General features: G+C 68.2%; 22 protein-coding genes. 15 read left to right on the top strand and 7 right to left on the bottom strand.

Annotated elements, in window-relative coordinates:
• The first annotated feature begins 123 nt into the window (after positions 1-123).
• On the top strand, positions 124-735 hold the full coding sequence (locus LRH25_RS21995) for a rhomboid family intramembrane serine protease (RefSeq protein ID WP_141292065.1): 612 nt from the start codon (positions 124-126) through the stop codon (positions 733-735).
• Between the two features lie 101 nt (positions 736-836).
• Here LRH25_RS21995 and LRH25_RS21990 read toward each other — a convergent pair whose 3' ends face one another.
• Positions 837-1,763 (bottom strand): SDR family oxidoreductase, encoded by a 927-nt coding sequence (locus tag LRH25_RS21990; protein WP_231012216.1) that lies wholly within the window; start codon positions 1,761-1,763, stop codon positions 837-839.
• Positions 1,764-1,913: 150 nt separating this feature from the next.
• On the opposite strand from LRH25_RS21990, the gene LRH25_RS21985 reads away from it, so the two are divergent.
• The 5 genes from LRH25_RS21985 (at position 1,914) to LRH25_RS21965 (ending at position 5,636) form a co-directional block, all read left to right on the top strand.
• Positions 1,914-2,951 (top strand): CDP-6-deoxy-delta-3,4-glucoseen reductase, encoded by a 1,038-nt coding sequence (locus tag LRH25_RS21985; protein WP_141286417.1) that lies wholly within the window; start codon positions 1,914-1,916, stop codon positions 2,949-2,951.
• Complete coding sequence (locus tag LRH25_RS21980) at positions 2,941-3,933, top strand: Bug family tripartite tricarboxylate transporter substrate binding protein (RefSeq protein WP_231012214.1); 993 nt, start codon at positions 2,941-2,943, stop codon at positions 3,931-3,933. Before LRH25_RS21985 ends, LRH25_RS21980 begins: the two co-directional genes overlap by 11 nt.
• A gap of 5 nt (positions 3,934-3,938) precedes the next feature.
• The gene (locus tag LRH25_RS21975; protein WP_141286419.1) at positions 3,939-4,562 is read left to right on the top strand and encodes a LysE family translocator; all 624 of its coding nucleotides are present in this window, start codon (positions 3,939-3,941) and stop codon (positions 4,560-4,562) included.
• Between the two features lie 3 nt (positions 4,563-4,565).
• The gene (gene ybiA / locus LRH25_RS21970) at positions 4,566-5,057 is read left to right on the top strand and encodes a riboflavin biosynthesis intermediates N-glycosidase (protein ID WP_141286421.1); all 492 of its coding nucleotides are present in this window, start codon (positions 4,566-4,568) and stop codon (positions 5,055-5,057) included.
• Positions 5,058-5,141: 84 nt separating this feature from the next.
• Complete coding sequence (locus LRH25_RS21965; RefSeq protein WP_141286423.1) at positions 5,142-5,636, top strand: phosphatase domain-containing putative toxin; 495 nt, start codon at positions 5,142-5,144, stop codon at positions 5,634-5,636.
• 99 nt (positions 5,637-5,735) lie between these two features.
• On the opposite strand, the gene katG is transcribed toward LRH25_RS21965, so the two are convergent.
• The 3 genes from katG to LRH25_RS21950 all read right to left on the bottom strand — a co-directional run bounded on the left by katG (position 5,736) and on the right by LRH25_RS21950 (position 9,782).
• Positions 5,736-7,952, bottom strand: a complete 2,217-nt coding sequence (katG, locus tag LRH25_RS21960) for a catalase/peroxidase HPI (RefSeq protein ID WP_141286425.1) — start codon at positions 7,950-7,952, stop codon at positions 5,736-5,738.
• Positions 7,953-8,105: 153 nt separating this feature from the next.
• Entirely contained in the window at positions 8,106-8,708 is a 603-nt protein-coding gene (locus LRH25_RS21955) for a cupin domain-containing protein (protein ID WP_231012213.1), read from the bottom strand.
• Positions 8,709-8,861: 153 nt separating this feature from the next.
• Positions 8,862-9,782, bottom strand: coding sequence for a LysR family transcriptional regulator (locus LRH25_RS21950; RefSeq protein ID WP_141286429.1), 921 nt, complete (start codon positions 9,780-9,782; stop codon positions 8,862-8,864).
• Between the two features lie 112 nt (positions 9,783-9,894).
• On the opposite strand from LRH25_RS21950, the gene LRH25_RS21945 reads away from it, so the two are divergent.
• The 3 genes from LRH25_RS21945 (at position 9,895) to LRH25_RS21935 (ending at position 13,469) form a co-directional block, all read left to right on the top strand.
• A complete protein-coding gene (locus LRH25_RS21945) occupies positions 9,895-11,073 on the top strand; it encodes an acyl-CoA dehydrogenase (RefSeq protein WP_141286431.1) in 1,179 nt (392 codons plus the stop codon).
• Positions 11,074-11,368: 295 nt separating this feature from the next.
• Positions 11,369-12,559 (top strand): CaiB/BaiF CoA transferase family protein, encoded by a 1,191-nt coding sequence (locus LRH25_RS21940; protein WP_141286433.1) that lies wholly within the window; start codon positions 11,369-11,371, stop codon positions 12,557-12,559.
• Between the two features lie 136 nt (positions 12,560-12,695).
• On the top strand, positions 12,696-13,469 hold the full coding sequence (locus LRH25_RS21935; RefSeq protein ID WP_141286435.1) for a ferredoxin--NADP reductase: 774 nt from the start codon (positions 12,696-12,698) through the stop codon (positions 13,467-13,469).
• Between the two features lie 63 nt (positions 13,470-13,532).
• Here LRH25_RS21935 and LRH25_RS21930 read toward each other — a convergent pair whose 3' ends face one another.
• A complete protein-coding gene (locus tag LRH25_RS21930; RefSeq protein ID WP_141286437.1) occupies positions 13,533-15,656 on the bottom strand; it encodes a hypothetical protein in 2,124 nt (707 codons plus the stop codon).
• 122 nt (positions 15,657-15,778) lie between these two features.
• On the bottom strand, positions 15,779-17,047 hold the full coding sequence (locus tag LRH25_RS21925) for a PQQ-dependent sugar dehydrogenase (RefSeq protein WP_231012212.1): 1,269 nt from the start codon (positions 17,045-17,047) through the stop codon (positions 15,779-15,781).
• A 204-nt stretch (positions 17,048-17,251) separates the two neighbouring features.
• On the opposite strand from LRH25_RS21925, the gene LRH25_RS21920 reads away from it, so the two are divergent.
• The 6 genes from LRH25_RS21920 (at position 17,252) to LRH25_RS21895 (ending at position 23,255) form a co-directional block, all read left to right on the top strand.
• Complete coding sequence (locus LRH25_RS21920) at positions 17,252-18,760, top strand: efflux transporter outer membrane subunit (RefSeq protein ID WP_231012211.1); 1,509 nt, start codon at positions 17,252-17,254, stop codon at positions 18,758-18,760.
• A 29-nt stretch (positions 18,761-18,789) separates the two neighbouring features.
• Complete coding sequence (locus LRH25_RS21915) at positions 18,790-20,151, top strand: efflux RND transporter periplasmic adaptor subunit (RefSeq protein ID WP_231012210.1); 1,362 nt, start codon at positions 18,790-18,792, stop codon at positions 20,149-20,151.
• Positions 20,148-20,915, top strand: a complete 768-nt coding sequence (locus LRH25_RS21910; protein ID WP_231012209.1) for an ABC transporter ATP-binding protein — start codon at positions 20,148-20,150, stop codon at positions 20,913-20,915. The genes LRH25_RS21915 and LRH25_RS21910 overlap by 4 nt, the downstream gene beginning before the upstream one ends.
• A complete protein-coding gene (locus LRH25_RS21905; protein WP_141290276.1) occupies positions 20,915-22,120 on the top strand; it encodes an ABC transporter permease in 1,206 nt (401 codons plus the stop codon). The genes LRH25_RS21910 and LRH25_RS21905 overlap by 1 nt, the downstream gene beginning before the upstream one ends.
• An 87-nt stretch (positions 22,121-22,207) precedes the next feature.
• Positions 22,208-22,597, top strand: a complete 390-nt coding sequence (locus LRH25_RS21900) for a hypothetical protein (protein ID WP_141290277.1) — start codon at positions 22,208-22,210, stop codon at positions 22,595-22,597.
• A complete protein-coding gene (locus tag LRH25_RS21895; RefSeq protein WP_231012208.1) occupies positions 22,590-23,255 on the top strand; it encodes a pseudouridine synthase in 666 nt (221 codons plus the stop codon). The genes LRH25_RS21900 and LRH25_RS21895 overlap by 8 nt, the downstream gene beginning before the upstream one ends.
• Before the next feature lie 147 nt (positions 23,256-23,402).
• Here LRH25_RS21895 and LRH25_RS21890 read toward each other — a convergent pair whose 3' ends face one another.
• A complete protein-coding gene (locus LRH25_RS21890; RefSeq protein ID WP_141290278.1) occupies positions 23,403-23,819 on the bottom strand; it encodes a hypothetical protein in 417 nt (138 codons plus the stop codon).
• Positions 23,820-24,116: the final 297 nt, after the last annotated feature.

Genomic DNA, 24,116 nt, shown 5'->3' with positions numbered 1-24,116 from the left:
GCCGCCCGCGTCAGTGACACCTGACACGCTGCGGCGTGGGCGACTGATCGCGCATGGGCGATACTCCCGCGGCATTGCTCTGCAACTGCAGGCCTGTCCGACACCTGACCATTGCCCCAGCCCATGCTCCCGATTCCACCAATCACACAAGCCTTGATGCTGATCTGCACAGCGGCCTATTTTCTCGATCTGCTGATCCGCAGCTTCACCGGCTTCTCTTTGAACCTGTGGATGGCGCTGTGGCCGCTGGGCAATGGCATCTTCATGCCGTGGCAACCGTTCACCTATGCGCTGGTCCAGCAGGACATCACAGCCTTGCTTTTCAACATGCTGGGCATGTGGATGTTCGGCGGTGAACTGGAGCGGCTGTGGGGACAAAAGCGTTACGCACAATTCCTGTTTGCTGCGGTCATTGCAGCATCGGTTTGCTACCTGCTTCTGTCTCTGGCAACTGGTGCGCGTGCACCTTTCATCGGTTCGAGTCCCGTGATCTACGCGATGCTTGCCGCGTCGGCAATCCTGTTCCCCAATCGCACCATCATGCCGCTGATTCCCCCCATCCCGATGAAGCAGCGGACCTACGTGCTGGCTTTCGGTGCCGTGATGCTGGCACTGGGCCTGAGCAGCCTGGGCGGCATTGCCCCCTTTGCCCAACTGGGCGGTGCGCTCGGCGCCTGGCTGATCATTCGCTTTTGGCGCGGCCAGGCGCCCTTTCCGCCCCGCAAACGCAGGTGATTGGGGCACCCGGTTTCGCGGGTACGCGAAACCACCCGCCAAGCGGGTTGGCGCTGCCGCCTTGAGGCGGCCCGGCGCCGGCAGCGCTGGCAACGCGGCAGTCAAGGGCGTGACGTGTCAGCCGCCAGGCCGGCGATCACGTCCGGATAAAGGAGCTGCAATCGCAGCTCTTTTTTCATTCGGCCGTTGTCCAGCCTTCGGGACTCGCCGAGGAAGCTCATCTGCATGGGCGAGAGCTGCGCTGCGGCCTCGGCGCGTGAGAGGCGCGGCGGGCGCGGCAGGCCGTAGCGGTCGGCCACGGTGTCGAAGTGTTCGCCCATGCGGGTCTCGCTGTCGTCGGTGACGTGGTAGACCCGTTGCGGCGCGCCGCGCAGCAGCGCGGCCACGCAGGCCCGCGCGAGGTCGTCGGCATGGATGTGGTTGGTGTAGACGTCGTCCTCGGCGCGCAGCACCGGCGTGCCGCGTTGCACCCGGTCGCGCGGGTGGCCGCCTTCTCGGTCCGCGGCATAGATGCCCGGGATGCGCAGCACCGAGACGGTCCAGCCCAGCGCACGCCCGGCCCAGCGCAGCCTGGCCTCGGCGTCGACCCGGCGGCGGCCGCGGTCGGTCGCGGGATTCACCGCCCGGGTTTCGTCGAACCTGGCGCCACCTGCGTCGCCATAAACGCCGGTGGTGCTGCCGTAGACCACGCGCTGCACCCGCCCGGACCGGGCCAACGCACGCACCAGCGCGGCAGTACGTGCGTCGGCAGCGCCTTTGCCGGGTGGCGGCGCCAGGTGCAGGACCGCTTCCGCCAGCCCCGCGAGCCTGCCCAGGGTTTCGGGTTGGTCCAGGTTCCCGGCCAGCGGGACGATGCCCGACGCGCGCAGCAGCGGCCAGCGTTCGGGCGACGAACTCAGCGCCAGCACCCGCCAGCGCCCGGCCAGCAAGCGCACCACGCGCAGCCCCACGTCACCACAGCCGACGATCAACAGCACCGGCCGGCGGTGCGCCGCCGAAGGCAGCAAGCGGGGAGGAAGCTGGCTCATGTCACGCAATCGAGAAGGGCCGGAAGGGACGTGCCAACGGCCTGGCAGGTCTCGGGGCAAAATCGCCCCTGGCGCCCGGCAAGCAGCATCCGCAGCGCGGCCATGGCCGAGGGGCGCCAAGTGTAGCCAGCCCCGGTCCACCGCCTGCCCATGACTTTCACCATCGCCCTCCAGCCCTCCGGCCGCGCTTTCGACGTGGCACGCGACGAGCCCATCCTGACCGCCGCCATCCGCGAGGGCATCGGCCTGCCGTATGGCTGCAAGGATGGCGCCTGCGGCTCCTGCAAGAGCCGGCTGCTCGAAGGCCGAGTCATCCACGGCGCGCACCAGCAGAAGGCCTTATCCGAAGCCGAGGAAGCCGCCGGCCTGATCCTCACCTGTTGCGCCACGCCGCAGACCGATTGCGTGGTCGAGGCCCGCAGCGTGCCGGGTGCCGGCCAGTTCGCGATCCTCAAGATGCCAGGCCGCGTGCTGTCGATGGCGCAGCCCGCGCCAGACGTGAAGGTGATCCGCGTACAGCTGCCGGCGAACCAGAATTTCCAGTACCACCCCGGCCAGTACATCGAGTTCATCCTGCGCGACGGCGCGCGCCGCAGCTACTCGATGGCCAATGCGCCGCACCAGCTCGGCACGCCGCCGTCCATCGAGCTGCACATCCGCCACATGCCCGGCGGCAAGTTCACAGACCAGGTCTTCGGCGCGATGAAGGAAAAGGACATCCTGCGCATGGAAGGCCCGTTCGGCAGCTTCTTCCTGCGCGAGGAATCCACCAAGCCCATGGTGCTGCTGGCCTCGGGCACCGGCCTGGCGCCGATCAAGGCATTGATCGAACGGCTGGAGGAACTGGCCAGCGCCCGCGAAGCGGTGCTGTACTGGGGCGCCCGCAGCAAGGCGGACCTGTACCTGAACGACTGGGCCGAAGCCGCCGCCGCGCGCCTGCCGAATCTGCGCTATGTGCCCGTGCTCTCCGAGCCCAGGCCCGAAGACAGCTGGACTGGCCGCACCGGCTTTGTCCACCATGCCGTGATGGCCGACCTGCCGGACCTCTCCGGCCACCAGGTCTACGCCTGCGGCGCCCCCATCATGGTTGAGTCCGCCCAGCGCGACTTCGAGGCCAAATGCGGCCTGCCCGACGACGAGTTCTTCGCCGACAGCTTCACTTCCGAAGCCGACAAGCATGGCGCTTGAAATGCGGGGCTTCACGCGCCGGCACCTGCTCGCGGCGCTGGCTGCGGTGCCAACGTTCGCCGCGGCCCAGGGCAAGCCCATCCGCCTGGTCGTGCCCTACCCGCCAGGCGGCCCGCTGGATGTGATGGCCCGCGCGCTGGCCGACAAGGTCCAGCCCACGCTGGGCACCATCGTGATCGACAACCGGGCCGGCGCCGGCGGCAATCTGGGGGCGGACACAGTGGCCAAGGCCGCACCGGACGGCTTGACGATCGGCATTGGCGCGGTCGCCACGCATGCGATCAACCCCTGGCTCTACCGCAAGATGCCGTACGACGCGCTGCGCGACTTCACGCCCATCACCGGCGTGGCGCAGATGCCCAATGTGCTGGTGATGAACGCCGAGCGGGCCGCGCAGCTGAAGATCGCCTCGGTGGCCGACCTGGTCGCCTACGCCAAGGCCCACCCTGGCCAGCTCAACTACGCTTCCGGCGGCAACGGCAGCGCCGGCCACCTCGCAGGCGAGATGCTGAAGACCCAGGCGGGGCTTTTCATGGTCCACATTCCGTACGCGGGCGGCAACCCGGCGCAGTTGGCGTTGTTGTCCGGCCAGGTGGACCTGAGCTTCGACAACCTCGCCACCGCCTCGGCCAACATCCGCGCCGGCAAGCTCAAGGCCCTGGCTGTGACCTCGGCCCGGCGCAGCAATGCGATGCCCGAGCTGCCCACCGTGGCCGAAGCCGGCGCCAAGCTCGGCCTGGCCCGCTTCGACATCGGCACCTGGGTCGGCCTGTTCGGCCCGGCAAAGTTGCCGGCCGACGTGACGGCCCGCCTGAACAAGGCCTTCACCGAAGCGCTGGCCACGCCCGAGATCCAGGCGCGCTGGCGCACACTGATGGCCGAGAGCTTCGCCACCACGCCGGAGCAATTCGCCCGCTTCGTCGCCGCGGAGCACGCGCGCTACCAGGCAGTTGTCAAGGCCAGCGGCGCCACCATAGACTGAAGCCCATGGACGCCCTCTACTTCTTCCCGCTCGCCGTGGGCATTGCCCTCACGCCGGGCCCGAACAACTTCTGCGCCCTGAACCACGGCCTGCGCGAAGGCGTGGTTGCCGCAATCGTCGGCACGACGGGCCGCGTGGCGGCTTTCGCCATCTTCCTCACCGTCTCGGCACTCGGCCTGGGTGCGATGCTGCTGGCTTCCGAAACCGCCTTCAGCGTGCTGAAGTGGCTGGGCGCGGCCTACCTCTTCTGGCTGGGCGTGCACGCCTGGCGCAGCCGGGACCTGGGTGGCCTGCATGCCGGCGAGTCGGCCGACAGTGCCCCGCCCCGCCGCTGGCGCGAACTGATGCGCCAGGAATTCCTGCTCGGCATCAGCAACCCCAAGGCCATGCTGTTGTTCGCCGCGATCTTCCCGCAGTTCATCGACCCGTCCAAACCCGCCGCGATGCAGTTCGCCACGCTGGGCGCCACCTACCTGCTGGCCGAATACGTCTCGTCGCTGGCCTACGGCCTGGGCGGCCGCCAGATCCGCCGCCTGGTACGCAGCCCACTGGCCGCCCGGCGGCTGAACCGTGCCACCGGCGGCGTGTTCATCGGGGCGGGCGGGTTGCTGCTGGCGGCACACCGCTGAGCAATGGCGAAGCCAATCCATTTCTTCGCGAAAACCGACGCGTACCACCAACTTTCCAACTTCGCCCCATTCGGATTCGAAGAGGGCGGCCTCCGTTGGCCAACGGTCGAACACTATTTCCAGGCACAGAAGTTCATCGACCTTGGGCACCGCGAAAGAATACTGAAAGCGCATTCGCCTCAGCAGGCGAAGACGCTCGGCCAGAGCCGCGCCTTCCCGATACGGGATGACTGGGATCAGATCAAGGACGCGGTCATGAAACACGCGTTGCTGAAGAAATTCGAGGATCCGACCTTGCGCTTGCTCTTGCTGGAAACCAAGTCTCGACCCCTCATCGAGAACTCGCCTTACGACCGCTACTGGGGCATCGGGCGCGACGGCAAGGGCAAGAACGTCCTCGGACGCCTTCTCGCAGAAGTACGCACGGAGATCCGTAACGCTGATCAAGCAAACACGCGTGAGAGTGCGCCTGCTACGCATGCCAGGAAGTTCTGAAGACGTAGCTTCTCGAAGAGAAGGCACTCAAGACCGGCAGCCCCCAAGAGCCCCTCAAGTCATCAGTAGATTCGGACCTCAAGCGTGTTTGAAACCCCTGTCCATTGGGTTGCCGGCATCGATCCACATCGGCTCGGCCTGATGGCTCGCCCGCGAGGCGACGACGATCTTCAAGCGGAAGTCGATGCATGGCGGGTGGCCAGCGTCGACGTGGTGGTTTCGTTGTTGGAGATTTCGGAAGTCCGGGAACTTGGCCTCAAGCACCAGGAGGCACTGTGCGCGGCGCGGCAGATCGAGTTCAGGTCTTTTCCGATCCCTGATCGCGGAACGCCGGCTTCCACCCGAGAGTTCTCGCGCTTCATAGAAGAGCTCCACGCGAGTCTTCTCGCGAGAAAGTCCGTGGCGATCCATTGCCGTGCCGGAATTGGTCGAACGGGCCTGGTCGCTGGCTGTCTCATCAATCGCCTCGGTGTTCCACCCGAGCAGGTCTTTGACCTGCTCAGCAGGTCCCGCGGGCTGCCAATGCCCGATACCCAGGCGCAGGTCGAGTGGTTCCAGCGGCACGCGCGCAGAGCGTGATTGCTTCCCTCGCCGGTCGCCAGAACGGCGATCGCTCCTAAAAGAACGGCAAGGTCACCCTCCTTCGGAGGATGGCCCCGCGCGTTCCCGTGGACGCGTTCAACTCAGCAAGTCATACCGATCCAGGTTCATCACCTTGGTCCATGCCTTGACGAAGTCGCGCAGGAAGCGGGGCGTCGAGTCGCTGCTCGCGTAGGCTTCGGCGATGCCCCGCAGCTGGGCGTTGGAGCCGAAGACGAGGTCGACGACGGTGGCGGTCCACTTCAGCTCGCCCGTCGTGCGGTCCCGGCCTTCGAGCAGGTTCGGGTCCGCAGCCGACCGCTGCCAGGCGGTGCGCATGTCCAGCAGGTTGACGAAGAAGTCGGTCGTCAGCGTCTCGGGGCGCTTGGTGAAGACGCCGTGCGCGGTGTGGCCGAAGTTGGCGCCCAGCGTGCGCAGGCCGCCGATCAGCACGGTCATCTCCGGCGCGCTGAGGCTCAGCAGTTCGGCCTTGTCGATCAGCAACTCGGCGGCCGAGCCTTCCAGGCCCTTGCGCAGGTAGTTGCGGAAGCCGTCGGCCTTGGGTTCCAGCACGGCGAACGAATGCACGTCGGTCTGGTCCTGTGACGCATCGGTGCGGCCTGGCGTGAACGGCACCGTGATGTCTGCGCCCGCCTTCTTCGCAGCAGCTTCGACAGCGGCGCCGCCCGCCAGCACGATCAGGTCGGCCAGCGAGACCTGCTTGCCGCCGGACTGCGCGGCGCTGAAGTCCTGGCGAATGGCTTCGAGCTGCACCAGCACCTTGGACAGTTCGGCCGGCTGGTTGACTTCCCATTCCTTCTGCGGCGCGAGGCGGATGCGCGCGCCATTGGCGCCGCCGCGCTTGTCGCCGATGCGGAAGGTCGAGGCCGAGGCCCAGGCGGTCGTCACCAGTTGCGAAATGCTCAGGCCCGAAGCCAGCACCTTGGCCTTCAGCGCGGCCACGTCCTGGTCATTGACCAGCGGATGGCTCACATCGGGCACCGGGTCCTGCCAGATCAGCACTTCCTGCGGCACCAGCTTGCCCAGGTAGCGCGGGCGCGGGCCCATGTCGCGGTGGGTCAGCTTGAACCAGGCACGGGCGAAGGCGTCGGCAAGCAGCGCCGGGTCCTGCATGAAGCGGCGCGAGATCTTCTCGTAGGCCGGATCCAGGCGCAGCGCCAGGTCGGAGGTCAGCATCATCGGCGCGTGGCGCTTGCTCGGGTCGTGCGCGTCCGGCACGGTGCCGGCACCGGCGCCGCCCTTGGGCGTCCACTGGTGCGCGCCAGCGGGGCTCTTGGTGAGCTCCCATTCGAAGCCGAACAGGGTTTCGAAGTAGCTGTTGTCCCAGGTGGTGGGTGTGGGCGTCCAGGCGCCTTCCAGGCCGCTGGTGATGGCGTGGGCGCCACGCCCGGTGCCGAAGCTGTTCTTCCAGCCCAGGCCTTGCTCCTCGATGGTCGCGCCCTCGGGCTCGGCACCGACCTGGCTGGCATCCCCGGCGCCGTGGCACTTGCCGAAGGTGTGGCCGCCGGCGATCAGCGCCACCGTTTCTTCATCGTCCATCGCCATGCGGGCAAAGGTCTCGCGGATGTCGCGTGCCGAAGCCAGCGGGTCGGGGTTGCCATCCGGGCCTTCGGGGTTCACGTAGATCAGGCCCATCTGCACGGCGGCCAGCGGGTTGGCCAGTTCACGGTCGCCCGAGTAGCGGCTGTTTTCCTTGTCGCTGGTGGCCAGCCAGGTGGCTTCCTTGCCCCAGTCGACCTCGGCGCCGGGCTCCCACACGTCGGCCCGGCCACCGGCAAAACCGAAGGTCTTGAAGCCCATGGATTCCAGCGCGACATTGCCGGCCAGGATGATCAGGTCGGCCCAAGAGAGCTTGTGGCCGTACTTCTGCTTGATCGGCCACAGCAGCCGGCGCGCCTTGTCCAGGTTGCCGTTGTCGGGCCAGCTGTTGAGCGGCGCGAAGCGCTGCGCACCGGCGCCTGCACCGCCACGGCCGTCTGCCGTGCGGTAGGTGCCGGCGGAGTGCCAGGCCATGCGGATGAACAGCGGGCCGTAGTGCCCGTAGTCGGCCGGCCACCAGTCCTGGGAATCGGTCATCAAGGCGTTCAGGTCCTTGACGACGGCGTCCAGGTCCAGCGTCTTGAATTCTTCGGCGTACTTGAACTCCTCGCCCATCGGGTTGGCGCGGGTGGAGTGCTGGTGCAGGACGGCGAGGTCCAATGCGTTGGGCCACCAGTCCTTGTTGCCGCTGGCCTTGGGAGATGCGTTTTTCTGGGCGGCGCTGCCCGAGAACGGGCATTGGGATTCGGTCGTCATGCTGGCTTGCCTCCTGGGTGAGATGACTGAGCAGCAAGTCTAGGACGCGAAAACAGCGGCCCGATGAAATCCTCTCAATGCCGGCGATAGGCACAGGCCCATTGCCCGATGGACGCAAACGTGGCCGGTGCGCGAGCAACACGCCAGCGGAAGCTACTTCTCGGCCACGCACAAGCCCTTGGGCGTCCAGGCCTGCGTCAAGGTGGTCGGCGGGTGGCTGGCGTCATGCAGGATCAACGCAAAGCCGCGGCGCTCCTCGTGGCCCACGGCCATCAGCAGCATGGGCGGCCCCTGCCGGATCATCAGGCTGTGACCCGCGCCGCGCTTCACCTGCACGCCGTCCGGTGTTTCCAGGCAGGTGCCGCCACTCAGTGCGTAAAACGCCTCTGGCCCGGAGTGCACATGCAAGGGCGCAGTCATGCCCGGGCTGAAGGTGGACTTCAGGTATTCCGCCTGGTAATTCGAACCTGCAGCGACCGGCAGCGGGCCGACGTCGGCCACATGCCGTGCGCTGGGCAAGCTCGGCGCATCTGCACCTGCAACGAACAGCCAGGTCTGCCCGAACGCCTGCGCCACAGCCCCTTCGCGCGGCGCCTCGCGGCGAGCGACCTGCAGGTCGTCATAGGTGTAGATGCGCCAGTAGATCGGCCGGTCCGGCAACGCACCAATCTCCTGGCTGGCCACCAGGCAGGCTGGCCCTGGCTTGTCTTCGCTGTCTGGCCCGCACAAGCGCTGCGTGGCCTGGGCGCCTGCCATGCTGCACCAGAGGCCGACACTGCAAAGCAGCAGGCATCGACACAGCAGGCGAACATCATCGTGACGAGGCAAACCTTGGGCCATGGGTGCTCCTTGACGCGGCAAAAGTGCCTTCACGACACTGGACGAAAAGCCGTGGCCGTTCACGCCATGCTAGGCCTGACCCGTCTCGGCCCGGTATCGCCCGGCCTCCTCGCCCAGCCAGGCGGCAAACACCGCCAGCGCCGGCAGGCCAGCCTTGTGCTGCGGCCACAACAGCCGGTAGGCGCGGTCGCTCACGTGCTGGTGCGGCAGCAACTGCACCAGCCGCCCGCTGGCCAGTTCGCGCTCCACCAGCAGGCGCGGCACCAGCGCGGCGCCCAGTCCTTGCGCCGCCGCTTCGCTGAGCATGGAGAACAGCTCCATGCGCGCGCCAGCCATGTCGTGGTCGACCTTCAGGCCCAGCGATTCGAACCACAGCCGCCACGCGTAGGGCCGCGTGCTGGCCTGCAGCAGCGGCAGGCTCGCGACGTCCGCTGCGCTGTGCATCGCCCTGCCGTTCAGCAGCGCCGGGCTGGCCACGGCAATGAGGTGCTCATGCATCAGCAGTTCACCCGCGGTGCCGGGCCAGAAGGCCTCGCCGGCATGGATCGCAGCGTCCAGCGTGGTTTCCTCGAACATGAAGGGCCGGGTGCGCGGCGTGAAGTGCACGGTGATGCCAGGGTGCTGCACCTGGAAGCCGGCCAGGCGCGGCAGCAGCCATTGAGTGGCAAACGTGGGCACCACCGCCAGCTCCAGTGAACCCACAGCTTCGCCCAGCCCGGCCTGGGACATCAGGTCGAGCGTGTCGCGCTCGACCTCGTCCAGCCGGGCCGCCACACTGCGTGCATAGCGCTGGCCGGCATCCGTCAACAGCACGCCGCGCTGGCCGCGGCGAAACAATGGCAGGCCGAGGAAGTCCTCCAGCGTGGCAATCTGCCGGCAGACGGCGCTCTGCGTCACCGCCAGTTCGTGGGCGGCCTTGGTGAAACTCTGGTGGCGCGCGGCGGCCTCGAAGGCGGCCAATGCAGCGGTGGATGGGATCTTGCGGCGCATCGAGCAGCCCTCGGAATTCCTGATCCGCACAGAACGGTGCGAAATTCTCGTTTGCCACGCAGGCAGACTCGATTCTAAGATTCCAACATTGAACTTGACGGAGACCGCGACCATGGCAACCAAGGCCAGCTTCCACTGGGATGACCCGCTGCTGCTCAACAGCCAGCTGACCGACGACGAGCGCCAGGTGCGCGACGCCGCGGCGGCCTATTGCCAGGAAGCCCTGGCCCCGCGCGTGCTGATGGCCTTCCGCAACGAGCAGACCGACCCGGCCATCTTCCGCGAGATGGGCAGCCTGGGCCTGCTGGGCGCGACCATCCCCGAGCAATACGGCGGTGCCGGCCTGAACTACGTCTGCTACGGCCTGGTGGCGCGCGAGGTGGAGCGCGTGGACTCCGGCTACCGCTCGATGATGAGCGTGCAGAGCTCGCTGGTGATGGTGCCGATCAACGAGTTCGGCAACGAAGCCACCAAGCAGAAGTACCTGCCCAAGCTGGCCAGCGGCGAATTCATCGGCTGCTTCGGCCTGACCGAGCCCAACCACGGCTCGGACCCCGGCAGCATGATCACCCGTGCCAAGAAGGTGGACGGCGGCTACAGCATCTCCGGCGCCAAGATGTGGATCACCAACAGCCCTATCGCCGACGTGTTCGTGGTCTGGGCCAAGGACGACGCAGGCGCCATCCGCGGCTTCGTGCTGGAAAAGGGCTGGAAGGGCCTGAGCGCCCCGGCCATCCACGGCAAGGTGGGCCTGCGTGCCTCCATCACCGGCGAAATCGTGATGGACAACGTGTTCTGCCCCGAGGAAAACGCCTTCCCCGAAGTGCGCGGTCTCAAGGGCCCGTTCACCTGCCTCAACAGCGCGCGCTACGGCATTGCCTGGGGCGCGCTGGGCGCGGCCGAGTTCTGCTGGCACACGGCGCTGCAGTACACGCTGGACCGCAAGCAGTTCGGCAAGCCGCTGGCCGCCAACCAGCTGGTGCAGAAGAAGCTGGCCGACATGCAGACCGAGATCACGCTGGCCCTGCAAGGCTGCCTGCGCCTGGGCCGCATGAAGGACGAAGGCACGGCCGCCGTCGAGATCACCTCCATCATGAAGCGCAACAGCTGCGGCAAGTCGCTGGACATTGCCCGCACCGCGCGCGACATGCTGGGCGGCAACGGCATCTCCGACGAATTCGGCGTGGCCCGCCACCTCGTCAACCTCGAAGTGGTGAACACCTACGAAGGCACGCACGACGTGCACGCGCTGATCCTCGGCCGTGCGATGACGGGCATTGCGGCGTTCTGATCTTTGAGAAGACCTTTGCGCCACGGTTGGCGCAAGGTTCGGGATCCGGGGTGTGCTGCTCCGTTCATGTCCTCCGGCCTGCGGCCTCCCCCTTTACTTCACTGCGCAGCACACCCCGACTCCCGAACCGGGCACGGTCCCGGCTGTTCTCGGCGGCAAAGACAAAACGCTCGCAGCCAAGGGCATTGGGTGGCCCACGCAGCGAAGTAAAGGAGGAGGCCGCAGGCCGGGGGACATGAGCGGAGTGGGCTACCCGATGGCCTTGGCTACGCGCAAACCTCCACACAGCACCCAAATGAACACCACCGCACTCCAAGGCATCAAGGTCCTGGACCTCTCCCGCGTCCTCGCCGGCCCCTGGGCCAGCCAGATGCTGGGCGACCTGGGCGCGGACGTGGTGAAAGTGGAGCGCCCCGGTGCTGGGGACGACACCCGCGCCTGGGGCCCGCCCTGGGTGCCGCTGGCAGACGGTTCGCCGTCGAAGCAGGCGGCCTATTTCCAGTGCGCCAACCGCAACAAGCGCTCGGTCGCCATTGACCTGGCATCGCCCGAAGGCCAGGCACAGGTGCGAGCGCTGGCGGCAGAAGCCGACGTGGTGCTGGAGAACTTCAAGGTCGGCGGGCTGAAGGGTTACGGGCTGGACTACGACAGCCTGAAAGCCGTCAACCCGCGGCTGATCTATTGCTCGATCACCGGCTTCGGCCAGACCGGCCCGTATGCGCCGCGCGCGGGCTACGACTTCCTGATCCAGGGCATGGGCGGGCTGATGAGCCTGACGGGGCGGGCCGATGGCGAGGACGGTGCGGGGCCGCAGAAAGTGGGCGTGGCGCTGGTGGACATCATGACCGGGCTGTACGCCACCATCGGCGTGCTCGCCGCGCTGCAGCACCGCCACACCAGCGGCGAAGGCCAGCACATCGACCTGGCGCTGCTGGACGTGCAGGTGGCCACGCTGGCCAACCAGGCCGCAAACTTCCTCACCAGCGGCAAGGCGCCGCAGCGCATGGGCAATGCGCACCCCAACATCGTGCCCTACCAGGACTTCCCGACGGCCGACGGCGACATGATCCTGGCCGTGGGCAACGACGGCCAGTTCGCCAAGCTCTGCGCCGTGGCTGGCCATGCCGAATGGGCGACGGACGAACGCTTCGCGACCAACCCGGCGCGGGTGGCGAACCGTGTGGTGCTGATCCCGCTGCTGCGCCAGGCCACGGTGATGAAGACCACCACCGAGTGGATGGCGCTGCTGGAACCCGCGGGCGTGCCTTGCGGCCCGATCAACCGGCTCGGCGAGGTCTTCGCGGACCCGCAGGTCATTGCCCGCGGCATGAAGCTGGCAATGCCGCATCCGGCCTTCGGCAGCGTGCCGCTGGTGGCCAACCCGATCCGCCTGTCGGCCAGCCCTGTGCAATACCGCCAGGCGCCGGCGCAACTCGGAGAGCACACCGCCGAAGTCCTGCGTGACTGGTTGGGCCAGGGGCGCTGACCTCTGTTCCAGAACAAGGCTGGCTTGCGCCTGCGCAAAGCCTCAGGCCGGGCCGGGCAAGGCCGCTGAGGGATAATCCCGAGTCCTGCGGGGCGGTGAGTCGCTCCGTGTCTTGTGACCTTACCGAACCTTCGAGATGAGTGCCTTCAATGAAGAGCGCGTGTTGAGCGTGCACCACTGGACCGATCGCCTGTTCAGTTTCACCACCACCCGCGACACCTCGCTGCGCTTCTCGAACGGCCATTTCACGATGATCGGCCTGCGCGTGAACGGCAAGCCGCTGCTGCGCGCCTACTCCATCGTCAGCCCGAACTACGAAGAGACGCTGGAGTTCCTGAGCATCAAGGTTCAGGACGGCCCGCTCACCTCGCGGCTGCAGCACATCCAGGTCGGCGACACGCTGATCGTCGGCAAGAAGCCCACCGGCACGCTGCTGATCGACTACCTCACGCCTGGCAAGCGCCTCTACCTGCTTGGCACCGGCACCGGCGTGGCGCCCTTCCTCAGCATCATCCGCGACCCGGACACCTACGAAAAATTCGAGCAGGTCATCCTGGTTCACGGCGTGCGCCAGAACAACGAGCTGGCCTACCACGACTACATCACCCAGCACCTGCCCGAACACGAGTTCCTCGGCGAGTTCATCAAGGGCAGGCTGCTGTACTACCCCACGGTCACCCGCGAACCCTCGAAGTACCAGGGCCGCATCACCGACGTGATCGAGAGCGGCAAGCTCGCCGCCGACCTCGGCATCCCGCAGCTCAACGCCGCCGAAGACCGCGTGATGATCTGCGGCAGCCCCGAGATGCTGCGCGACCTGAAGACCATGATGGAAGTGCGCGGCCTGAAGGAAGGCAACACCACGACCCCGGGCGACTTCGTGATCGAGCGCGCTTTCGTCAGCCAGTGATCAGCCCCAAGTGCTGAATCGACCAAGCCACCTTCGGGTGGCTTTTTTGTGCCTGCTCGGCGGCTACGGCGCGGCCTTGTGCTGCAAGCCCGCGGTCCCGTGGTTGAGCGCACGCACCACGTACTCCATGAACGGCGGCGTGAAGATGGTCCCGTGGTCGGGCACGATGCGCCGGTCCACCTCGATGACTTTGGAACCGCTGGCCTGGCAGGTGCTGGCCTTTGGATCCACCGGTTCGAGCTGCATCCGGTACCAGGCGTCCGACGGGGCCGGAAAGCCGGTCGACGGCTGGCGGAACACGGTGACCGGGTTGTCTGCATACAGCTCGTCGGACCGGGCCGGCGCGCGCTGGAAGCCGCGCAGGATGGTTTGCGGACCGTGCGCCTCCGGCGTCTCGCCTTGCAACACCTCCATGCGCAGCCGGTGGGTCACGAAGGCCGGGAAGTTGGCTGCCGTGTAGATGTGTTCCAGGAACGGCGCGGTTTGCGGCGCATCAGGCGCATAGGACATGGCCTGCCCAGCGGGATAGACCTCGCGGGTCACGCCGTCTGTTTCCGACGAAAACAGCAGCACCGGCATGCTGGCCGGCGCGCACTGCGCCTGCTGGTCGTGCACCGCGCGGTACAGCTCGGCCGAAAACGCCGGGTTGATCAACAGCACCAGGTCTGGCCGCGGCGGCAGCTGGGCCCCAGCGCTCGTTTGCAACAGGCTCCCACGAATGGCGCTGAACACCGCGCGCGCGCCCATGCTGTGGCCCGCCACGACGAAGGCGCTGCGTCGGTCAGCGCGCTGGTCCCGCGGCGCCGAGTCCACCCGCTGAGCCAGGCCCGCGATCAGTTGCGGCAACACCGCCTGCGCGCCGCCAAGCTTGTCAGCCGCCTGCAGCCGGTTCCAGAAGGTGGTGACCACATTGGCCACCTCGCTGTCATAAGGCGCGCCTGGCCAGCCGAAGAACACGCCAATCACCTGGCGCGGCGCACGGCCCGATGCCCGCGCTGCCGCCTGCTCCATCGCCCTGACCCCGCTGGTCAGGTCCGCGTAGTCGCACACATAGCTGTCCGCCTTGTCGGCCGAATGCTGCCAACCGTGCACGAAGAGCGCAACCAGCGCGCCGGCACCTGCGTTGGCCTGCGCCACCGCGTCGAACACCGCCTGCATCTGTGGCGGCGCCAAGGCCTCACCCTGGTCGTTGGCCTGCACGAAAAACAGCGAGCGGCCAGCCTCCGGCACCGGCGTGCTGCACTCGTCGCCCAAGGTCACCAGACCGGCCGGGCGGACCTGCACCGCCTTGCGGGCGACAGCCCGGCCGTTGACCGACACGCCGGACTCGTGCCCCAGGTTCCAGCGAACCTGCAGCGGGTGGCCGGACGCCATCAAGGCACCGAGCTCCCCAGGCAGCAAGGCCCGCAACGCGCCCTCCACGCCTGCCGTGAGCGTCAGCTCGGGCGAAGCCTGCGCAGCGTCCGCTGCCGGCCGGGTCTTCAGGCTCAGTTGGCCAGTGCCGCTGCCCGAGGCCAAGCGAAGTTCCTGCGTCGTGGCCATGGTGGACAGCACCTTTTGCACCGACAGCCCGGCCAGCGAATCGGCCTTCGAAAACGGCAAGCCGTACTCGGCTGTCGCGCTCAGCTTCAGGTCCCCCAGCGTTTGCGCCAGAGCCGAAAGACCCCCAGGCGGCAGCAACGCGGCGCATGCCGCAGCGGCGTCGGGTGCGGGCTGCCCCGCCAGCGAAACCCGCAAGCTGCCGTCCCAGTCCAGGCGCAGCGGCGAAAGCAGGACGCGGCAGCTGTCCAGCGTCAACTGCGCGCCCGCCACACTCGCATGCAGCTCACTGCGCCCCACGTCCACACATGCCCCCTGTGTGCTGACCAGCTTGCCAACGGCAATCGCGTCAAGCTCGATGCGCGCCCCAAAAGCTGCCGTCCAGCCGCCATTGCAAGCCCTGCGCAAGAGGCCGGTGTGCACGCTGGCCTGGACCGCGGAGGCCTGCAGCGCAGCCGGCAGCTTGGGAATGTCGGCCTGCAGGCCCAGACGGGACCAATGGTTGTCGTCCGCGCATCGCATCGCTTCGCCACACAGCTTGCCGCTGACCGCGCGGTGGTTGAAAAATTGCAGGCACACCAGCCCCAACAGCACGGCCAGCGCCACCCAGGCAAGCCGCTTGGCCCCCTTGCGGTTCGAGATGTTCATGGTGCACCGGCTCCCCTGTTTGTCGGTCTTCAGACGGATGGGGCGCGACGCCCCTTCGTCAACGGTGTACGCGAAAACGGCGCAGGACGGGACAGCGCAGGCGATTCAGCTTGTGACGCCGCTCACCTTGGATCCTGGACAACCGGCGCAATCACCAGCAGCGTCCCGTTGCGGTCTTCGGTCACCCACAGCCGGCCCTTCGAGTCGGCCTTGATGTCGGTGGGCGCGCCCATCGGGTGCAGTCCCGTGGCGGCATCCCAGCCTTCGACCAAGGTGATCGGTTTCGCGGCGGGCTGGCCCTTGGGCGACAGCGGGTAGCCGATGATGCGGTGGCCTGTGGGGCGGTAGCCGTGCAGCGTGATGAGCAGGGACTTGCGCCAGGCGGCGGGGGCTTGCGACGCGTCGTAGAACAGCATGCCCAGCGGGGCCGAGTGCGGCGGCAGCAGGCGTTCAGGCGCGGTGTACTGCCTGCAGTCGAAGCTGCCGAACGCCGGGTCGCGCAGATCGGCTTCGGTGCAATACGGCCAGCCGTAGTGCCGGCCCTGCGCCACGCGGTTGAGCTCGTCGAACGGGCGCGTGGCGGAATCGTGCACCGGGCCGGGCAAGCTGTCACGGCTGTTCTCGGCCTGCCAAAGCGCGCCGTCCAGCGGGCTGTAGGCCAGGCCCATCGAGTTGCGCAGGCCGCGCGCCAGAACCTTGCCTTCCCAGCGCTCGGGCTCGCCCTTGACCCGTTCGTAGCGCCACAGCGCCGCCTGGGCCTGGTCGCCCTCCGCGACGGGGCAAGGCAGGAAACCGGCGGGCGCCGAAGCAGGTGCTGGGTCCGAGCTTTCGCAGTGATCGGTCGGTGCGCCAAGGTTGACGATCAAGGCCCCGTCCGGCGCCACGATGAAGGCTTTCAGCGGATGGCGCCCAGCCGTGGGCAGGTGCTCGATCAGCGGCTTCAGCACCGCGCCATCGGGCCGCAAGTCCACCACGCCGATGCGGCCGGACTCGCCAATCAGCACCCGGCCGGCCGCGTCCAGTTGCAGGCCGTGCGGCCGGTCCAGCTTGCTCAGCAAGACCTTCAGCTGAACCTCGCCCTGCTCGCCGAAGCTCAGTGCCAGCAGGCGGCCGCGCTGGCCGTCCCAAGGCCCGCGGTCGGTCACCAGCACGCGCCCGTCCGGCAGCGGCAGCACGCCTCGCGGCGCACCCAGGTCGCTCGCCACCAGGCCCACGCAGAAGCCCGGCGCCATCTTCAGCGAAGTGACCGCCGGATGCCCCGCGCAGCTGCCGCTGACCGCGTAGCCGGCATTCGCCTCGGCTGGTTTCTTGGCAGAGACAAGGGAAGCGCAGCAGGCCACGGCCAGCGCCGCCAGTCTCGCGCCCGAACGCCAGGAAAGCCGCTGATTCATCCGAGGTGCACCGGTTTGTGAAGAGGGATCCAGGCCGACTCCGCGCCTGCGGCCGCGGAAGTCGTCGCAGTCAGCGGGATGGACCGATCAATCCACTTTACTTTACAAAGCGGACGCAAGGCCCTTCCAGCACGCGGCGAGCATCTGGACATTCGGGGGCTCGCCGCTGCTCGCGCGCCACCACTGGACACCATGCAGGGACCGATGCTTCCACACCCATTGCCTGACCGCTTCCGGCCCGCGCTGCTGGCGCTGAGCCTGGCGCTGGCGCTGCCCGCCTGGGCTGCTGCGCCTGAAGACCGGCCGCCAGAGAGCGCCGCCGCCGCGGCTTCGGCGGCCACGCCGTTATTGCCCATGAGCTGGCTGCGTGCCGGCCCGGGCCAGGCCAAGCCGGCGGACGGCGCGGTGCTGGCGCAATGGTGGCAGCAGTTCGACGATGCCGACCTCAGCGCGCTGGTGCGTGAGGCGCTGGCCCGCAACACCGACCTGCGCGTGGCCCGCAGCACGCTGGCCCAGGCGCAGGCGGCGCGCGCGGCGACCGTGGCCGGCGCGCGGCCGCAGGTCGGCACCTCGGCCTCGGCCAGCCGCAACCACAGCAACAACGCCAACAGCAACCAGTTCCAGGTGGGCCTGAGCGCCAGCTGGAACCCGGACCTGAACGGCTCGCAGCAGGCCGCGATCGACGCCGCGGGCGCCGACGTGGCGGTCGCCACGCAGGACCTCCATGCGACCCAGGTCTCGCTGGCCGCCGAGGTGGGCCTCGCCTACCTGGGCTTGCGCGACGCGCAGGCCCGCCAGCGCATCACCCAGGCCAGCCTGGACAGCTTCGAGGACAGCTCTCAACTCGTCAGCTGGCGCGTGCAGGCGGGCCTGGCCAGCGGGCTGGACCTGGACCAGGCGCGGCTCAGCACCGAGCAGACCCGCGCCAGCCTGCCCTCGCTGACCACCGAAGTCGCCCAATACGAAAGCCAGCTCGCGCTGCTGACCGGCCGCAGCCTGCAGGCGCTGCAGGGCAGCCTGGCCCAGGTCTCGGCCATGCCGAACACCGAACCGCTGGTGGACCGGCTGGCCGTGGGCGTGCCGGCCGACCTGCTGCGCCAGCGGCCGGACCTGCGCGCGGCCGAAGCCTCGGTGGCGGTCCAATGGTCCCGCCGCGACCAGACCCGGCGCGAAGGCCTGCCGGCGTTTTCGCTCAGCGGCTCGGCGGGACTGCAGGCGCTCACGCTGGCCGGCCTGGGCGCCAGCGGTGCCGGCATTGCCAGCCTGGCCGCGGCCTTCAGCTGGCAGCTGTTCGACGGCGGTCAGCGCGAGGCGCTGGTGGCCCAGCAGGACGCTGCGCTGGACGCCACGCGCATCCAGTACGAAGCCGTGGTGCTCACCGCGCTGAAGGACGTGGAGGACAGCCTGGTCGCCGTGCGCGGCAGCCGCGAGCGCGTGGGCACGCTGCGCAAGGCCGCCACCGCCGCGCAGAACGTCTTCGACGCGACCCGCCAGCGCCACCAGGTCGGCCTGATCGACACCGCCAGCCTGCTCGAAGCCCAGCGCAACCTGCTGAGCACGCAGACCAGCCTGCAAAGCACGCAGACCGAACTCTCGCAAAACCTGGTGCAGCTCTACAAGGCCCTGGGCGGCGGCTGGACGCCGGACGGTGAAACCGCCGCGACCGCCCCGTCCGCCAAGTCGACCGCCAGCTCGCCCGTCGCAAGCCGCTGAGCCGCCCTTCATTTCCGGACCCATCCTCCATGACGTCTTCTTCTCCCCAAGACCCCGGCCAGCAAACCCCCGACTGGCTGGCCGGCGACACCACCCCGCGCTGGCGCCGCCGCAGCACCTGGGTCGCAGTGGCGCTGCTGGCGCTCGCCGGCGTTGGCGTGGCCTTGTGGCTGGGCCACCGGGCAGAGGCCGATGCGCCGCGCTATGTCACCGAGCCGCTCAAGCGCGGTGACCTGTCCCTCACCGTGACCGCCAACGGCACGCTGCAGCCCACGCGCTCGGTCAGCATCGGCAGCGAGCTCTCGGGCACCGTCACGCGCGTGCTGGTCGACGTGAACGACCGGGTCAAGAAGGGCCAGGTGCTGGTGGAGCTGGACACGGCCAAGCTGATCGACCAGGTCAACACCTCCAAGGCTGCGCTGCAGAGCGCGCAGGCCACGGTACTACAGTCGCAGGCCACGGTGGAAGAGTCCCGCCTGGCGCTGGCACGCCTGGAGCAGGTGGCCAAGCTCTCCGGTGGCAAGACGCCGGCCGCGACCGAGCTGGACGCCGCCCGCGCCACGCTGGACCGCGCGATCTCGGCCGAAGCCGCGGCACGTGCCGGTGTCGCCCAGGCGCAGGCCGGGCTCAGCACCAACCAGACCAACCTCGCCAAGGCCTCCATCAGCTCGCCGATCGATGGCGTGATCCTGACCCGCGCGGTCGAGCCGGGCAACGCGGTGGCCGCCTCGCTGCAGGCCGTCACGCTGTTCACCATGGCCGAGGACCTGAGCCGCATGAAGCTCTCGGTCAACGTGGACGAGGCCGACGTGGGCCAGGTCAAGGAAGGTCAGACTGCGCAGTTCACCGTCAGCGCCTGGCCGGGCCGCAAGTACCCGGCCAACGTGACCCGCGTGGCCTTCGGCTCGACGACAACAGACAACGTGGTCACCTACACCACGCAGCTGGACGTGAACAACCCGGACCAGACGCTGCGCCCGGGCATGACCGCCACCGCGACGATTGCCGCCACCGAGCACAAGAACGTGCTGCTGGTGCCGCGCAGCGCGCTGAACTACGCGCCCACGCAGCGCGCCGGCGCGCCGGGTGCAGGGCCCAGCGGCGGCGCCGGCATCATGTCCATGCTGATGCCGCGCCCGCCCGGTGCCGGCCGGCCCGGTGGCGCGGGCGGTGCCGGAGGACAGAACGGCGGCAAGCCCGCGAAGGCGAATGCCGACAGCGGCAGCAGCAAGCGCATCTGGGTGCTGGAGGACGGGCGGCCCAAACCGCTGACCGTCACCGTCGGCCTGAGCAACGGGCGGCTGACGGAAGTCAGCGGCGAAGGCCTGCAGGAAGGCCTGCCTGTCATCATCAGCCAGCAGACGGGCCAGGCCAGCGGAGCTGCGAAATGAGCACCGCCCAGGACCTGCCCACCGGCGGCCCGCTGATCCGCCTGCGCGGCGTGACCAAGACCTACGGCCAGGGCGACATCGCCTTCCAGGCGCTCAAGGGCGTGGACCTGGACATCCCGGCCGGCGAGTTCGTCGCGGTCATGGGCCCCAGCGGCTCGGGCAAGTCCACGGTGATGAACCTGCTGGGCTGCCTGGACACGCCGACCAGCGGCGAGTACCTGTTCGCCGGCATCCACGTGGAGCGGCTGGACCGCGACGCCCGCGCCCGGCTGCGCCGCCGCCACCTGGGCTTTGTGTTCCAGGGCTTCAACCTGCTCTCGCGCACCTCGGCGCTGGAGAACGTCGAGTTGCCGCTGCTGTACCGCGGCGAGGCCGCTGCGCAGCGCCACCAGGCCGGCCGCGCGGCGCTGGCCCAGGTCGGGCTGGCCGGCTGGGAGCACCACACGCCGGCCGAGCTGTCCGGCGGGCAGCAGCAGCGCGTGGCGATTGCCCGTGCCATCGTCACCCAGCCGACAGTGCTGCTGGCCGACGAACCCACCGGCAACCTCGACAGCGCCCGCAGCGAAGAGATCATGGCCTTGCTGCGCGCGCTGAACCGCGAACACGGCATCACCGTGCTGATGGTCACCCACGAGCCGGACATGGCCGCCTGGGCCCAGCGCATCGTGCACTTCCGCGACGGCCGCATCGAACGCGACGAATACCAGGCGCCGCATGACGCACCGCCCAGCCAGTTTGCCAACCTCAGCGAGGGCCAGTCCTGATGTGGGGCAACACCTTCCTGTTGTCTCTGCGGGCCATCCGCCGCAACCTGCTGCGCTCCTTCCTCACGGTGCTGGGGATCGTCATCGGCGTGGCCGCGGTGGTCACCATGGTCACGGTCGGCAATGGCGCCACGCGCGCGGTGCGCGAACAGATCAGCAGCCTGGGCAGCAACCTGCTGCAGATCCGCCCTGGCCAGCGCCTGGGGCCGGGCGGCGGCACCGGCGCACCGGCCTTCCAGGAAGCCGATGTGGACGCGATCCGCGATGAAGTGGCCGGCCTGAAGGCCGTTGCGCCCGAGGTGCGCTCTGCCGTCACCGTCATCGCCAACGGCAAGAACTGGGCGACCACCATCACCGGCAGCAACGACCAGTACTTCGCCGCCAGCAACTGGACGCTGGCCACCGGCCGCATCTTCAATGAAGACGAGCAGACGGCAGGCGCTGCGGTCTGCGTGGTCGGCGCCACCATCAAGCGCGAGCTTTTCAACAACGAGGACCCGGTCGGCCAGCAGGTGCGCATCAAGAGCTTCTCGTGCGAGGTCATCGGCACGCTGGCGAGCAAGGGCCAGGCTGCCATGGGCATGGACCAGGACGACACCATCATCGTGCCGCTGCGCACCGCCCAGCGCCGCGTGATCGGCAACACCCGCATCAACACGCTGCTGGTCTCGATGGACGATGGCGTGGACAGCGAAGCCGTGACCGCCAGCCTGACCACGCTGCTGCGCGAGCGCCGCAAGCTGGCGGAAGGGCAGGAGAACAACTTCAACGTGCTGGACACCGCGCAGATCGCCGCCACGCTCTCGGGCACCACGCAGCTGATGACCTCGCTGCTGGGCGCTGTGGCGGCGGTCAGCCTGCTGGTCGGCGGCATCGGCATCATGAACATCATGCTGGTCAGCGTGACCGAGCGCACCCGCGAGATCGGCGTGCGCCTGGCCATTGGCGCGTTCGAGCGCGAGGTGCTGCTGCAGTTCCTGATCGAGGCCGTCGTGCTGTCCTCGCTGGGCGGCCTGGTCGGCCTGGTGCTGGCCACGCTGGCCTCGCTGGGGCTGACCTCGCTGCTGGGCGTGCCCTACGCCTTCAACACCGGCGTGAACCTGCTGGCCTTCGGCTTCTCCGCCGCCATCGGCGTGGTCTTCGGCTTCATGCCGGCCCGCCGCGCGGCGCAGTTGGACCCGATCGAGGCGCTGCGGCACGAGTGACGGGCATGCGACATGCGAAGGCGCCGCGGTCGCTAAGATCGCGGCACCTTTCGCTGTCACGGGCGTTTTCACGCGCCCGCCTCCGCCATGAAACGATCGCTTGCCGCGCTGGGCCTGGTGGGCGCCGTGCTGCTGCTGGCCGACTCGGCCGCCCATTCCCTGCTCGGCTGGCCGGCCATGCAGGCCAAGCTGCAGGCAGCCAACGCGCCGGCCGACCTGCAGCAAGGCCTGGCCATGGGCTGGCACTTCGGCGGCCTGGCGATGCTGGTCTTCGGCCTGCTGTGCCTGCAGACTGCCTGGGCCGGCTGGCGCGGCCGGCATGCGTCGGCTTTGCTGATGGGCGTGGTCGGCCTGGCGATGACAGGCTTCGGCGTGGGCAGCGCGGTGCTGACCGGCTGGGACCCGTTCCTGCTCGTCTTCCTGCTGCCCGGCGTGCTGCTGCTGATCTCGGCGACGGGCGCGCCCAAGCGTGACTGAACGCGGCATCGTCTACGCACCGCCGCAAGACGAGCTGAAGGTGCTGCATGCCGACGACCAACTCGTCGCCATCGACAAGCCCGCCGGCCTGCTCTCCGTGCCTGGCCGCGGCCCGGCGCACGCCGACTGCGCCGCAGCCCGTGTGCAGGCCCTGTTCCCCGATGCGCTGACCGTGCATCGCCTGGACATGGGCACCTCAGGCGTGCTCGTCTTCGGCCGCGGTGCTGCCGCCCAGCGCACGCTGAGCCAGGCTTTCGAGCAGCGACAAACCGAAAAGCGCTACCTCGCCATCGTCGCCGGCCTGCCCGCGGAAGACGACGGCCAGATCGACCTGCCGCTGATCGCCGACTGGCCGAACCGCCCGCGGCAAATGGTGGACCTGGCGCGCGGCCGCCCGTCCACCACGCTGTGGCGCTGCCTCTCGCGCGACCCCGCCACCAACACCGCCCGCCTCCTCCTCACCCCCATCACCGGCCGCTCGCACCAACTGCGCGTGCACCTGCAGGCCATCGGCCATCCCATCTTGGGCGACGAGCTGTACGCGCCGCCAGACGTGGACGCCGCGTCACCACGGCTGATGCTGCATGCGTGGCAGCTGACGCTGCCGCATCCGGTCAGCAGGGCGCCATTGGCACTGGAAGCGGCCGCACCGTTTTGATCATCTTCCGAGGCCAACGGGGCTGGCAACTGCCACCGCACCTCGGCGTCTATGAGCGTTTGGGACCCCGAGTTCCATGACCGGCTGCTTGCGACCCAAAGCGGAAGCTGGCGCGACTGACTTGAGACCGCCGGCTCCTGCGGTCTCTCACGCGGTATGTGTGAGCGACAAAGCGCCCTTGCCATCGGGTAGCCAGACTTCGGCATTCTCCGAACTCGCGTTAAAGAAACCGACGCCATGCTTGGCCGCGAGGCTGAACATCGCTTCATACGCCTGCTCGGCCTTGGACCAGGCAAATGCGGCGTAGATGACAGACTGTCCAACGCTGTAGTCAGTGACAGACGCCTCATCTTCCGGAAGGTCATCCGAGGAAAATGGTCCGTTCATGGCGGGAAATGATTGGATCATTTCAAGGAACCACGCTCGAAGCCCTGGCGCGGAAACCTCGGGGTTGTCGTATGAATGTTCTTCCTCCCACTCGGACTGGCTGTCGTACCACTCCATGAAGGCTTCTCGATCTTTCGGAGCTGCTTCTGGGGCAAAGACCATCAAGTCGTAACTCATAGCGCTGATCCCTCCATGGTTCGCACGTGTTGCAGGTAGACGTCAACGATTCTTACCGAACTTTTGCGCACGCGAATCGTGCAGGAAAAAGGCTGTGGAACACCCCTTGGTGAAGGACCGCTCCTGGCCGGATGCAGTCCTCCAAAACAACTCTTCAACCCTGCTCATAAAGCTCGGTCGGCGTGCCCTGATGGAAGCTCATCTGCCAACCGAGGTCAGAGGTAAGCGATCAATAAACCCCGTCCTTGAACTCCCGGCTGAGAGCTGACAGCCTACGTTCCCACGTAGACGAACGTG

Origin of the sequence: Ideonella azotifigens (genome assembly GCF_021043325.1) — a bacterium.
Taxonomy (GTDB): Bacteria; Pseudomonadota; Gammaproteobacteria; order Burkholderiales; family Burkholderiaceae_C; genus Ideonella; species Ideonella azotifigens.
The sequence above is the reverse complement of the archived record's forward strand: the minus strand, read 5'-3'. Positions and strand labels throughout refer to the sequence as shown.

What these genes read in the sequence shown, in the direction of transcription:
- LRH25_RS21995 (WP_141292065.1), top strand. Translation starts at nt 124, where the DNA reads ATGCTCCCGATTCCACCAATCACACAAGCCTTGATGCTGATCTGCACA.
- LRH25_RS21990 (WP_231012216.1), bottom strand. Translation starts at nt 1,763, where the DNA reads ATGAGCCAGCTTCCTCCCCGCTTGCTGCCTTCGGCGGCGCACCGCCGG.
- LRH25_RS21985 (WP_141286417.1), top strand. Translation starts at nt 1,914, where the DNA reads ATGACTTTCACCATCGCCCTCCAGCCCTCCGGCCGCGCTTTCGACGTG.
- LRH25_RS21980 (WP_231012214.1), top strand. Translation starts at nt 2,941, where the DNA reads ATGGCGCTTGAAATGCGGGGCTTCACGCGCCGGCACCTGCTCGCGGCG.
- LRH25_RS21975 (WP_141286419.1), top strand. Translation starts at nt 3,939, where the DNA reads ATGGACGCCCTCTACTTCTTCCCGCTCGCCGTGGGCATTGCCCTCACG.
- ybiA (WP_141286421.1), top strand. Translation starts at nt 4,566, where the DNA reads ATGGCGAAGCCAATCCATTTCTTCGCGAAAACCGACGCGTACCACCAA.
- katG (WP_141286425.1), bottom strand. Translation starts at nt 7,952, where the DNA reads ATGACGACCGAATCCCAATGCCCGTTCTCGGGCAGCGCCGCCCAGAAA.
- LRH25_RS21955 (WP_231012213.1), bottom strand. Translation starts at nt 8,708, where the DNA reads ATGGCAGGCGCCCAGGCCACGCAGCGCTTGTGCGGGCCAGACAGCGAA.
- LRH25_RS21950 (WP_141286429.1), bottom strand. Translation starts at nt 9,782, where the DNA reads ATGCGCCGCAAGATCCCATCCACCGCTGCATTGGCCGCCTTCGAGGCC.
- LRH25_RS21945 (WP_141286431.1), top strand. Translation starts at nt 9,895, where the DNA reads ATGGCAACCAAGGCCAGCTTCCACTGGGATGACCCGCTGCTGCTCAAC.
- LRH25_RS21940 (WP_141286433.1), top strand. Translation starts at nt 11,369, where the DNA reads ATGAACACCACCGCACTCCAAGGCATCAAGGTCCTGGACCTCTCCCGC.
- LRH25_RS21935 (WP_141286435.1), top strand. Translation starts at nt 12,696, where the DNA reads ATGAGTGCCTTCAATGAAGAGCGCGTGTTGAGCGTGCACCACTGGACC.
- LRH25_RS21930 (WP_141286437.1), bottom strand. Translation starts at nt 15,656, where the DNA reads ATGAACATCTCGAACCGCAAGGGGGCCAAGCGGCTTGCCTGGGTGGCG.
- LRH25_RS21925 (WP_231012212.1), bottom strand. Translation starts at nt 17,047, where the DNA reads ATGAATCAGCGGCTTTCCTGGCGTTCGGGCGCGAGACTGGCGGCGCTG.
- LRH25_RS21920 (WP_231012211.1), top strand. Translation starts at nt 17,252, where the DNA reads ATGCTTCCACACCCATTGCCTGACCGCTTCCGGCCCGCGCTGCTGGCG.
- LRH25_RS21915 (WP_231012210.1), top strand. Translation starts at nt 18,790, where the DNA reads ATGACGTCTTCTTCTCCCCAAGACCCCGGCCAGCAAACCCCCGACTGG.
- LRH25_RS21910 (WP_231012209.1), top strand. Translation starts at nt 20,148, where the DNA reads ATGAGCACCGCCCAGGACCTGCCCACCGGCGGCCCGCTGATCCGCCTG.
- LRH25_RS21905 (WP_141290276.1), top strand. Translation starts at nt 20,915, where the DNA reads ATGTGGGGCAACACCTTCCTGTTGTCTCTGCGGGCCATCCGCCGCAAC.
- LRH25_RS21900 (WP_141290277.1), top strand. Translation starts at nt 22,208, where the DNA reads ATGAAACGATCGCTTGCCGCGCTGGGCCTGGTGGGCGCCGTGCTGCTG.
- LRH25_RS21890 (WP_141290278.1), bottom strand. Translation starts at nt 23,819, where the DNA reads ATGAGTTACGACTTGATGGTCTTTGCCCCAGAAGCAGCTCCGAAAGAT.